Source organism: Martelella sp., assembly GCF_984369615.1.
Genome location: NZ_CFHTCS010000017.1, coordinates 19,260 through 28,741, shown reverse-complemented (window position 1 = coordinate 28,741; position 9,482 = coordinate 19,260). Strand labels below are relative to the sequence as shown.

Here is a 9,482-nt window from a genome sequence, read left to right as displayed (position 1 = left end):
GACATGGCCGCGTAACTAATGACAATCAGCCTCCGGCAAACCCGGGGCGGTTCAGGGACATTCTGCGCAATATCGCGAGCGCCGTCGGTGGCGCGGCGATTGGCGGTAAGTAGAAGGCCCTGCAGCAGAGCCTCAAAAGATAGATTTGAGGCTAGCGGCCCGTCCGGATTATGTCGCGCTCGGTCCGATCTATCCAACCCGGCTCAAGGTTATGTCCTGGGCACCGCAGGGCCTTGCGCGCCTCAGCGTCTGGAGGGCTCGCATTGGCTCACTGCCCCTCGCTGCCATTGGCGGGCTAAATGTGGAGCGCATCGCCGGAGCCTTTGAACACGCCGCCGCCAGCGCTGCAGGCGTCACGGATGTCATATTGAACGCAAGCCCGAAACAAGAACGTGCGATGGCTTCAGGCTACCGAGGTCTATCGGTCCGGGGAATCGACATAACATCCACCTACGGTGTGGACCGCAGGATATGTTGCCGGATAGTCCAGCACGATGGTTGGCTACAAGGGGAGGCTCGGAGACCCTGCCCATTAGTCGCATCAGCAGAGGCACGGGCTCGTGAGTGACCCGAAGACCGCGCGGATCGCGCTTGCGCATTGTCCTTGCAACACCGCTCGCCATAGGGTCGACGCGGTCGGGCGTGTGCAAGCCTGCGTGAAAGTGATTGCGCTTCGGCACTGATCCGAGTTGTGCTTGAGGGTGTTGACGGCGGCGATAATCGCCTGTTCGCGCTCGGCCGTGGCAATGCACGCACCAACCGATGCGAAGCCAGAAAAGGTGGCTCATGCGGGCCGCCTCCGGCCATTCGTTCCCCTAGCACCATTGTCCGTCGGCGGTTAAACAGGAGACAGTCTGGAGGGCAGATTCAAATGGTAGAGACGGTTGACATAGGCATTGACGAAAAGGATGCGCGCGCTCCACGCAGCCAGACCTTAGTGCGTGGGCTCGAGATTCTTGATGCGGCGGCCGACCAACCACGCACCATCGCAGAAATAGCATCGATGACGGGGCTCACCTACAGCACGGTGCATCGAATCGTGTCGGTGCTGCTGGAGCAACGCTATCTCAAGGCCGAGAACCCGCGCGAGTTCGCCCTCGGCCCGCGGCTGATCGAACTCGGCTTCGCCGCCTATTCCCAGACCGATCTGGTGCGCGTCGCACGTCACTGGCTCGAGGATCTGTCGCGCGAGACGCGCGACACGGTGCATCTGGCGCAGCTCGACGGCTGGGAAGTCGCCTATCTCGACAAGCTGCGCGGGACCCGCCCGGTCGAGATCAGTTCGCGGATCGGCGGACGCAAGCCTGTCAACTCCACCGGCGTCGGCAAGGCGCTGATGCTCGATGAATCCCAGGCGACATTGTCGCGGCTCTATCAGCGCGATCATCATCTGCTGCCCGGCGACATGACGGAAGCTGACTGGCTGGCGCTGATGGCGAAATATCGCCTCGGCGGCTATTCCTATGATCTGGGCGAGGACGAGCCCTCGATCCGTTGCGTGGCCGCCCCGATCCGTGATGCCACCGGGCGGATCATCGCCGCGATCTCGGTTTCCTCGACGCTGGAATACATGTCGCCCGAGCGGATGCGCGATCTTGTGCCGGAAGTGCAGCGCGTGGCCCGGGCGATGCGCGGGTTTGCGAGGCCAGTTTGGGTAAGGATGACGCGCCCTGGGCCAGCAAACGCTCACGAGCAGATGCCCAGTTCTCACCGGGTTGATAAGCTTGAGCAATCACGATGCTCTCATTGAGCATCAGCCCGCCCACGCCAAAGGACATCCGATATTTCGCTGCGGCCACCATCATTTAGGTACCGCCCCGCTTGCTGTGTCAGCCTCATCGAATTCATGCTGCGCACGCTCAAGGGCGGCGGCAACCTCGTCTTCGTCAGCGGCAACGATATGCTGGGTCCGGGGATCACGCAGCCTAGCCCCATCAAGGAGTCCTAGCCGCTTGAGCACATAGAACAGCATGGCGTAGCGAACTGTCAGCACAGCGCGCCCGTCCGTCATGTTGTAATCCTTTGCGACCACCGCCTGCTGACCGACCGACAGATCAGGATGCGGCACAAGGGTGATATCGTAGGTTTCCTGCCACAGCCGGTCCTGTGCCGCAGCAGCACCTGGCTCGCCGAACTCGCCGAATCCAAGGACACGCGAGAGCAGGAAATCCTTGAAGCGCTCCGTCTCATGGCACCAGGCCCGCACATGCCAGCGCAGACCATCAAAGCCGAAGGCATGCGGGGTAATCCGCCGCCATGCCGGATCGGGCCGATCGCGGTTCATGGATTGGTAATGAAGGTCCAGCGACCTTTCCTCCCGCACCGCCGCCAGAACTGAACGCAGAACTTCGGTATCGACCTTACGGCGCAAAGTCAGAGCGATATCCATGTCAGGCGGGGCAGCGAGCCAGTTCGCCCCCGCGTCGGCGAAACCTTCCGCCATCGATCGGAGCCGCATGAGATAGGCGTCCGGGTCCGGGTCTAGAAACACCGGCTGAAATTCCGGGCCGGCTACGTAGCGGCGAGCGCTTTTGTCATAGACCGCATTCTGCGGCGCACGCTCCTGATAATGGGTCAAGTCCTTTGACGCCTGCGGAACGGAGACGCCAAACGTATCGATCAGGTCAGAGCGATTGACACCCCCCTCCCAGAACAGGCGGAATTCGATGAACTCCAACCGCCTCTCGACACCCCATTTCAGCATTGCTCGTCCCGCCGCACTTAAAAGGATAAAAAGTATATGGGACACCTTTCGATGTCCGTATACTTTCTATTCTAACAAGCCTCAAACTGTCAAGCCCGAGGAAGGCCGGATGCGCACCGTGTCACCGTACACAAACACGGCGAGGCAAAAGCGCTATCGAAGTCAGTCAGCCTGGACGTGGGCAGCGCCACGACATCTTCGATACCGGCACCGTCGATGTCGATTGCAGCCAATGCTACGGCGTGATCGTACAGTGCCGTCAAACCCTATTTTCGCCGGGCCAGCCCTGTCAGCGATCGTGCCAGGCTCAACAACCGCCGAGACGCCGGATTGTCGTTTTGCGCGGACCAGACCATGCTGAACGGCAGCACCTCATCCGCAAGTTCCCGGTAGGTGATCCCTGGAAACTGGGCGACGGTCGTTGCTTCGCTCGTCAGAGTGAGGCCGCGACCGAGAGCGACCAGCGATAGGATATTGTCGCGGCCGACCTGATGAGACTGAATATCGAGGTGGCGGCCGAGACCGGCAAGGTGAGCAACCAAATAGTCGTGGATCTCCTGACCCGGCGCAACGTCACTCACAATGAACCGCTCGGAGACCAAATCGCCCCATCCAAGTTCCGGTTTGCCCGTCAAAGGGTGGTTATCGGGCAGCACCACGAAAACCTTCTCGCACCATAAATGCTCCGCCTCACAGCCATCCCATGCCGCGGTTCCCGTGATGAATGCGACGTCCAGACAAAGTTTCCGGACAGCCGCGATGTGCTCGGGCGGATTGCCGTCAATAAGGTCGACCTGCACGTTCGGGTGGCGCGTGCTGAAGGCACGCAACAGATCGAACAGAAATCCTGACGCAAGGGACGAAAATATCCCGACCTTGATCAGCCCTTGCTCCGCCCGGCCAACCGCCGCCACCTTGGTCACCCCAATGTCGATCTGGCGAAGAGCATGGCGAGCGTTGCGCAGGAATTCCCGCCCGGCAACGGTCAACCGCACCCCGCCAGCATGACGCATGAAAAGCGACGCCCCGAGTTCATCTTCGAGATCACGGATTCGTCGGCTGATGGAGGATTCCTGCACAGAAAGCGCGGCAGCAGCCTTGCGAAAACTCCCATAATCGACGGCGGCCACAAAATATCGCAACTGGTTCAGCCGGACCGCAGATGTGCCGGGTTTCCCCTCAACGACCTTTGTGAGGCTATCATCAGGCGAGGTCTGATTGTTCCCGATCACAGCCATGGTGCATCATCCGAAACAGCGTTCGGTTTCTGACGGGCACCCCGCCATCATCAACGCGAAAATCGATCTGTGTGCGTTCATCGGCTCTCCGCACATCCTCAAACTAAACGACGTTCAGTTACTGAATGCTGCTTCTTGACTTCCGGCCCGTCAACGAAAAAAGTAAATGTCGTTTAGTTTTCACGACAAGTTGCAACAGGCATCCGAATGGCCCGTCCCCGGAAAGAGCAAGAACTTGATATTGCTCGTCGCGCGATCGACGAAACGATCCGGCTGCTGTCAGAACGTGGCGACCTCGACGTACCGCTGACTGCGGTCGCGCACACCATCGGTTGCACAGCGCCAGCGCTTTACGGCCATTTCCGTAACAAAAGCGCCTTGTTGCGCGCCGTTCGGGACGAAGGTTTCAACCAGCTCTACAGGGAAAAGCTGGCGGTCTTCCAGCAGATGCGCGGCAATCCATTCGGCTATTTGCGTGATGGCAGCTATGCCTATGTCCGCTTTGCCCTCGAAAACCCCACGCTGTACCGACTGATGTTCACACCGCCGCCACGGCTCGGAGTCAGCGATGATCCATGGTCGGGCGAAGCTGGAAGACAGATACTAAATCTATTGCTGGCGGGACTTCGCTGCTCTCAGGACCAAGGCTTTTTGCCCGCCATGGATCTGAGCCGTTACAGCTTCATGTTCTGGTCAACGGTACACGGCGCGGTGAGCCTCACCCTTCAGAACCGGGAAATGGATCAGACCGCCAAATGGGATGCGACACGAAAGGCCGTCGATACGTTGATGGAAATCATCGCCGCGACGCGCCGTGAACCGCACGGCACCTCATGAGCAAGATCTTCGGGCGCTGGCAAAGCCCCGATCCGTGGCGATGAACCGTTCCAACATCGGCACAATCAGCCTGACAGGATCGGCAGCGGGCTGGCCGGTCTCGCGAGCCAGCACTTCGGCATAAGCAGCAAGATCGCGGTGCAGCGGCCCTGGCAGTTCCACCGTCACCTTCACGGGCTTGTCTTCGATGAGGGGGCCGAGTTTCAGCTTCGTCATGGTCAGTTCCTGTAAGGTTCAAGTACGAGATCGCGGGTAACGATGACCCTGACCGGGTAGCCCGGCCGGATGGTGAGAGTCGGCGCGACCTGCAACTGGCGCTGGACGATCTGTTGTCCGGCCTGATTGATGGTGTCCTGCGCCCCATCTCGGATGGCGCGGATCAGCCGATCCTCGTCGTCGGTCGCCAGTTCCGTACCGATACCGAGCAACGTGGACAGCCCCGCAGCCTTCATCAGATCCCACCAGTGGTAATCAACGCCATCTTCCAGCCCGGCATAGCCGGAAGCGTCCGCGCCGGGCTGGCGCTCCAACACGATCGAGCGGCCATTGGGCAGTATCAGGCGGTTCCAGACCAGCAGCACGCGGCGCTGACCGAATTGCACGCCCGCATCATACTGGCCGATGATGCGGGTTCCTTGCGGGATCAGCAGCAGACTGCCGGTCGGACTGTCATAGACATTCTCCGTCACCTGCGCGGTGATCTGCCCCGGCAGATCAGAGCGGATGCCGGTAATCATCGCGGCCGGAATCACGGCCCCGGCCTGCAGGATATAGGGCGAGACTGGCGCCATGATCCGGTCCATGGCAACGGTCTGCCGATCCACCGGCCCATTCAGGAAAGCTGTGTGCCGGTCCTGCGTTTCAGGTTGGGCACCAAAGTCCGGCCCCACAAGCCCCGGCATCGTCGAGCCAGCTGTCGTCGCCACTCTTGGCCCGGACTGGAAGAACACTGTACTGAGACGCGCAGCTTCTTCTTCGGCAAGCCGGCGCTCTTCGGCAGGATCCCGGGCAGGCGTCGCCATGGCGGGCGGCGTGACGGGCTGACCCCGGTTCTGGGCATCCAGAATCGGGCCACCGAGATCGCCCGGCAATGCCGGTCCCAGGACCGGCCCGGTATAATCCTTCGGCAGACCCGCCAGTCCATCTGCCGTGGCGCGGTTCTCGGTCGAATAGAGTTCCTCGTCATTTCCGCTCATATCGCGGGTCTGGAGCGCATAGATCAATGCGCCGCCAATGCCGAGGAGCGCGACAGCTCCAACGCCGGCCAGCATCTTGCGCGACAGGCGGGTGACGCGCGGCGGCTCGGCGCGCAGACGCATCGGCGTTGGGTTGATGGTAGCCTCCTCACTCATGACGGTTGCTCCCCGGTTTTAGCGGGCTGGGCAGCTTGCCTTTGCTCGATGCGAACGATCCTGACCGTCTGCTGCTGCTTGCCGCTGCCAAGACGCAGCTCAGCCGCGCCGAACAGGCGATCCACAATCAGGATGTTCTGGTGAATGCGGGAGTTGACGACCTGGGTCTCGCCGTCGGAACCGATGACGAAGATCGGCGGCATCTCTCCCTGCACGATGCCGCGCGGGAAAACGACATAGACACGGCGGCCATCGTCGAAGACGGAAATCGGCCGCCATGGCGGCGTATCTCCGGTCAGGCCGTAACGATAGTTGCGTGCCGCCTCGACCGGGATGATGGGTGCTGCGGGAACCGTCTGGCGCTGACCGGCAGGCAGCGCCGGATAAGACCAAGATACGGACGGCATATAGAGCGCCTCGCGGGCGCGCAGCTCGATCATATAGGTGCGCCGATCGGTCGTCACCACGAGATTGGTTGAGATGTCGGATCGGGATGGTTTGACGAGAATATGGACCCGGCGCGACGTACCGCTCCCGCTCTCGGTATCGCCAATGATCCAGCGGGCGGTGTCTCCTGCCGCGATCGGTCCCGCGCCGGTCAGGCTTTCGCCCGGCTCCAGCGCAATATTGGTGATCTGGCCCGGTGCGGCATAGACCTGATAGAGCGCGCCTTCCGACCAGGGATATATCTGGATGGCATTATAGTAACCCTCGCGGCGCGGCTCGACGCGGGCGGCGGCATTGGCGTTCTCAACCCTGCCTGCCGGTGTTCCGGCAGCGGTTCCGCCGCGTGCGACCGCCCAGGCCGGCGGCGTGTGAAGCGGCCGAGGCCGGTCATCGGTGACAGCGGTCGGCACGACGGGCAACGCTGGCACATCGGCATCATAGCTGAACTGCGGCGTCTTGTTGGTGGCGCAGCCTGCCAGCATGGTGACCGAAAGCAACAAAGCTGCAAAGGCGGGTTTACGGAAAACCGGCAAGGCGGAATTGCGGGAAGACGCGATGGTCATTGGCTCATCTCCCGCGACCATGAAATTGCATTGACGTAGATGCCGAGCGGATTGGCGCGCAGACGCTCGGCATCGCGCGGCGTCTGGATCACGATGGTCAGGATCGCGGTCCAGCGCTCGGTCGTGGAAAGCTGCCCGTTCTCATAGTGACGCTCGGTCCAGGCGACGCGGAAGCTGTCGTTCGAGGCGCGTATGACGCTGGAAACCTCGACTGCGATCTGCTGGCGGCCGACACGGGTGAACGGATCATTGGCGCGGGCATAGTCGTTGAGCGCGGCCGCTCCCCTATCAGTGGCGAACTCATAGGCGCGCAGCCAGTTCTGGCGCACGATGATGGCATCCGCCGGGATCGAGCGCGTCTGCTCGATGAAACGGCCAAGATGGAATGCGATCTGCGGATCGGTCGGACGGTAATCGGCGGTGGCTGCGGCGACGGTCTGGGCTTGGCCGAGATTATCGACCTGCACCACCCAGGGCACGACGGTCCCTCGCGCCGATTGCAGAACGAGCGCGGCAGCGAAGCCCGCCGAGAGGATCAGCGAGCCGAAGGCCATATAGCGCCAGTTCTTGGCCTGCACGCGAGCCGAGCCGATGCGCTCGTCCCAGACTTGTGCGGCTTTCTGGTAAGGCGTCTCGGGTTCGGGCGATTTGCCGTAATGGGTCGCTGGACGTCTGAAGATGTTCATGAGCGGTCACTTTCGGAAATGTTGACGGAAGAGCCGCCGCCGTGGCTGTCACCGGAGCGGACGGCATGGGCGGCCATGGTCGTGCCGTGATTGAGCGCCTGGCGGCGGTGCATCTGCTGCGCCCATGCAGGCGGTCCGCCCGCCGGTGCGGAGGCGGGTGCGGCACCGGCCACGCTCGCACCGCCAATGGTTCCCAGCGAGGACGATCCACCCGTGACGCCGAGCCCGCCGCGCGCGCCATCGGAGAAGCTGGATTTGACGCTTTCCGCTGCTTTCGAGGCCGCTCGTTTCAGGGGCGATGCGGCGGCGGAGCCTGCCGCGCGGGCAACGCCGCCGAGGCCGGAGGCAACACCGGCAGCCCCTGACTGGCCGAGCGATCCGACACTATAGGCGGCGCTCGCCGCCCCTGCCGCAGCAGCACCGCCACGGACGGCAGCAGCTCCACCCGACAGCGCCGCTGCCCCTCCCTTCGCGGCCATGCCTGCGGCAGCGCCGCCGGCAAGCATCATGCCGCCAGCGGCAAGGCCGGTTCCAACTGCTGCACCTGCGCCAAGCTGCGGGCCGCCAGAAACCAGACCGGAAGCGATGCCGGGACCGAAGATGCCGAGGCCGAGAAGGGAAAGTGCGGCCAGCACGATCGCCATTGCGTCGTCGATGGTCGGCGTCACGCCGCCGAAACCGGCCGTAAACTGCGAGAACAATGTCGAGCCGATGCCGATGATGACGGCGAGCACCAGCACCTTGATGCCGGAAGAGACGACATTGCCGAGCACGCGCTCAGCCATGAAGGCGGTCTTGCCGAAGAGGCCGAAGGGAATGAGGACAAAGCCCGCCAGCGTGGTCAGCTTGAACTCGATCAGCGTGACGAAGAGCTGCACGGCGAGAATGAAGAAGGCCAGCAGCACCAGCGCCCAGGCGAACATGAGACAGGCGATCTGGATGAAGTTCTCGAAGAACGACCAATAACCCATCATGTCCGAGATGGATTCGAGCAGCGGGCGACCGGCATCGAGGCCGGTCTGCGCCACCTTGCCGGGCCGCAGCAGATCGGCGGCGGAAAAGCTGGTGCCCGAACCTTTCAGGCCAAGACCGGCGAAGCTGTCGAAGATGATCTGGGCGAGATTGTTCCAGTTGCCGATCAGATAGGCGAAGACGCCAATGAACAGCGTTTTCTTGACCAGCCGGGCGATGATGTCGTCGTCGGCACCCCAGGACCAGAACAATGCCGCCAGCGTTACGTCGATGACGATCAGCGTGGTGGCAATGAAGGCGACCTCGCCACCGAGCAGGCCAAAGCCGCTGTCGATATAACTGGTGAAAACACCCAGAAAGTTGTCGATGACGCCGGTGCCGCCCATGGTTCACTGTCCCCCGTTCTGATGCGGAGCGGCGGGCACCGGCGTCCGGCCGAGGAACCGGTCGCGGTTCTCGGCCCAGGTGGCGAGGCAGCCGGGGTCGTTCACGGCGGCCTCGCCTAACTGCTGGCAGTGGCGCAGGCTCTGGTGCAGCGGATCGGCAGGCGCCTGAAGCGCCGGCGCCGAACGGGGCTGTGCTGGTTCGTCCTCGCGTGTCATTTCGATCACCGTCGCGGTGATGGCGATGGCCACGAATATGATTGCGCCAAGCCGGGCCAGCATCTTGCCGTCCATGTCGCG

At 62.3% G+C, this 9,482-nt stretch carries 10 protein-coding genes and 1 pseudogene; 3 read left to right on the top strand and 8 right to left on the bottom strand.

Translation table 11 applies throughout. The features are described from left to right. Positions 1-151 precede the first annotated feature (151 nt). Positions 152-443, top strand: a pseudogene (locus AC5DC2_RS03110) (thiamine phosphate synthase); the annotation flags it as partial. 428 nt (positions 444-871) lie between these two features. Further along, complete coding sequence (locus AC5DC2_RS03105) at positions 872-1,750, top strand: IclR family transcriptional regulator domain-containing protein (protein WP_024706902.1); 879 nt, start codon at positions 872-874, stop codon at positions 1,748-1,750. Positions 1,751-1,801: 51 nt separating this feature from the next. Here AC5DC2_RS03105 and AC5DC2_RS03100 read toward each other — a convergent pair whose 3' ends face one another. Further along, on the bottom strand, positions 1,802-2,704 hold the full coding sequence (locus AC5DC2_RS03100; protein WP_024706903.1) for a BrxR family helix-turn-helix transcriptional regulator: 903 nt from the start codon (positions 2,702-2,704) through the stop codon (positions 1,802-1,804). 266 nt (positions 2,705-2,970) lie between these two features. Next, positions 2,971-3,942, bottom strand: coding sequence for a LysR family transcriptional regulator (locus tag AC5DC2_RS03095; protein ID WP_024706904.1), 972 nt, complete (start codon positions 3,940-3,942; stop codon positions 2,971-2,973). Positions 3,943-4,149: 207 nt separating this feature from the next. Here AC5DC2_RS03095 and AC5DC2_RS03090 point away from each other — a divergent pair, with 207 nt between their 5' ends. Beyond that, a complete protein-coding gene (locus tag AC5DC2_RS03090; RefSeq protein WP_024706905.1) occupies positions 4,150-4,779 on the top strand; it encodes a TetR/AcrR family transcriptional regulator in 630 nt (209 codons plus the stop codon). Here AC5DC2_RS03090 and AC5DC2_RS03085 read toward each other — a convergent pair. The 6 genes from AC5DC2_RS03085 to trbK-alt are packed head-to-tail and all read right to left on the bottom strand — an operon-like array spanning position 4,774 to position 9,476. After that, complete coding sequence (locus AC5DC2_RS03085; protein WP_024706906.1) at positions 4,774-4,995, bottom strand: DUF2274 domain-containing protein; 222 nt, start codon at positions 4,993-4,995, stop codon at positions 4,774-4,776. The two genes, AC5DC2_RS03090 and AC5DC2_RS03085, sit on opposite strands and share 6 nt — an antisense overlap. 2 nt (positions 4,996-4,997) lie before the next feature. Beyond that, positions 4,998-6,098 carry a TraB/TrbI/VirB10 family type IV secretion system protein gene (locus AC5DC2_RS03080; RefSeq protein WP_161633008.1) on the bottom strand — a complete coding sequence of 367 codons (1,101 nt, stop codon included), beginning with the start codon at positions 6,096-6,098 and terminating at the stop codon, positions 4,998-5,000. A 29-nt stretch (positions 6,099-6,127) separates the two neighbouring features. Continuing rightward, complete coding sequence (gene trbG / locus AC5DC2_RS03075; protein ID WP_024706908.1) at positions 6,128-7,141, bottom strand: P-type conjugative transfer protein TrbG; 1,014 nt, start codon at positions 7,139-7,141, stop codon at positions 6,128-6,130. After that, positions 7,138-7,827 carry a conjugal transfer protein TrbF gene (gene trbF, locus AC5DC2_RS03070; RefSeq protein WP_024706909.1) on the bottom strand — a complete coding sequence of 230 codons (690 nt, stop codon included), beginning with the start codon at positions 7,825-7,827 and terminating at the stop codon, positions 7,138-7,140. The genes trbG and trbF overlap by 4 nt, the downstream gene beginning before the upstream one ends. Continuing rightward, positions 7,824-9,185: a P-type conjugative transfer protein TrbL gene (trbL, locus tag AC5DC2_RS03065; RefSeq protein WP_061449815.1), complete on the bottom strand. Its 1,362-nt coding sequence runs from the start codon at positions 9,183-9,185 to the stop codon at positions 7,824-7,826. Before trbL ends, trbF begins: the two co-directional genes overlap by 4 nt. Positions 9,186-9,188: 3 nt before the next feature. Further along, a complete protein-coding gene (gene trbK-alt, locus AC5DC2_RS03060) occupies positions 9,189-9,476 on the bottom strand; it encodes a putative entry exclusion protein TrbK-alt (RefSeq protein ID WP_024707398.1) in 288 nt (95 codons plus the stop codon). Between the last annotated feature and the right edge of the window lie 6 nt (positions 9,477-9,482).

Excerpts from the sequence above, each read along its gene's own strand:
- AC5DC2_RS03105 (WP_024706902.1), top strand. The coding sequence starts at position 872 with ATGGTAGAGACGGTTGACATAGGCATTGACGAAAAGGATGCGCGCGCT.
- AC5DC2_RS03100 (WP_024706903.1), bottom strand. The coding sequence starts at position 2,704 with ATGCTGAAATGGGGTGTCGAGAGGCGGTTGGAGTTCATCGAATTCCGC.
- AC5DC2_RS03095 (WP_024706904.1), bottom strand. The coding sequence starts at position 3,942 with ATGGCTGTGATCGGGAACAATCAGACCTCGCCTGATGATAGCCTCACA.
- AC5DC2_RS03090 (WP_024706905.1), top strand. The coding sequence starts at position 4,150 with ATGGCCCGTCCCCGGAAAGAGCAAGAACTTGATATTGCTCGTCGCGCG.
- AC5DC2_RS03085 (WP_024706906.1), bottom strand. The coding sequence starts at position 4,995 with ATGACGAAGCTGAAACTCGGCCCCCTCATCGAAGACAAGCCCGTGAAG.
- AC5DC2_RS03080 (WP_161633008.1), bottom strand. The coding sequence starts at position 6,098 with ATGCGTCTGCGCGCCGAGCCGCCGCGCGTCACCCGCCTGTCGCGCAAG.
- trbG (WP_024706908.1), bottom strand. The coding sequence starts at position 7,141 with ATGACCATCGCGTCTTCCCGCAATTCCGCCTTGCCGGTTTTCCGTAAA.
- trbF (WP_024706909.1), bottom strand. The coding sequence starts at position 7,827 with ATGAACATCTTCAGACGTCCAGCGACCCATTACGGCAAATCGCCCGAA.
- trbL (WP_061449815.1), bottom strand. The coding sequence starts at position 9,185 with ATGGGCGGCACCGGCGTCATCGACAACTTTCTGGGTGTTTTCACCAGT.
- trbK-alt (WP_024707398.1), bottom strand. The coding sequence starts at position 9,476 with ATGGACGGCAAGATGCTGGCCCGGCTTGGCGCAATCATATTCGTGGCC.